Source organism: Aeromonas sp. ZOR0001 (assembly GCF_000801015.1).
Lineage (GTDB): Bacteria > Pseudomonadota > Gammaproteobacteria > Enterobacterales > Aeromonadaceae > Aeromonas > Aeromonas veronii.
This window is the reverse complement of sequence record NZ_JRJY01000102.1, coordinates 1-433: the sequence shown is the minus strand read 5'-3', so window position 1 is coordinate 433 and position 433 is coordinate 1. Positions and strand designations below refer to the sequence as shown.

Genomic DNA, 433 nt, shown 5'->3' with positions numbered 1-433 from the left:
GATGCTCAAGGGGATTTTCAGCCTCACGCTTCGCGCAACTCAGGAGCCACTCGCCCCCCCGTTCGAGTTGATGAACCTACCGCTTTGTGCCCCCGATTACAGTTGTGTCAGCAAGCGGGCCCGTACGGTAGCTGTGGCCTATCGACAACCCGCCAAGGGACGTATCACCGACCAGGTCATCGACTCGACCGGCCTGAAGGTATTTGGTGAAGGCGAGTGGAAAGTCAGAAAACACGGTGCCGAGAAGCGGCGAGTGTGGCGCAAACTGCATCTGGCGGTGGACCCAGCAACTCACGATATCGTGGCAGCGGAAGTCTCGCTGGAAAATGTCCATGATGCCGAGGTGCAGCCCACCTTACTCGATCCCCTGTGGCGCAAGCTGGGCCGTATTTATGCGGATGGCGCCTACGACAGCAAAGCCAGCCATCAGCTG

Annotated in this window: 1 protein-coding gene; it reads left to right on the top strand. The window is 59.1% G+C overall.

The features are described 5' to 3' along the window. Positions 1-433, top strand: a 433-nt coding sequence (locus L972_RS12550; RefSeq protein ID WP_047438612.1) for an IS5 family transposase, incomplete at both ends; no start/stop codon positions are given.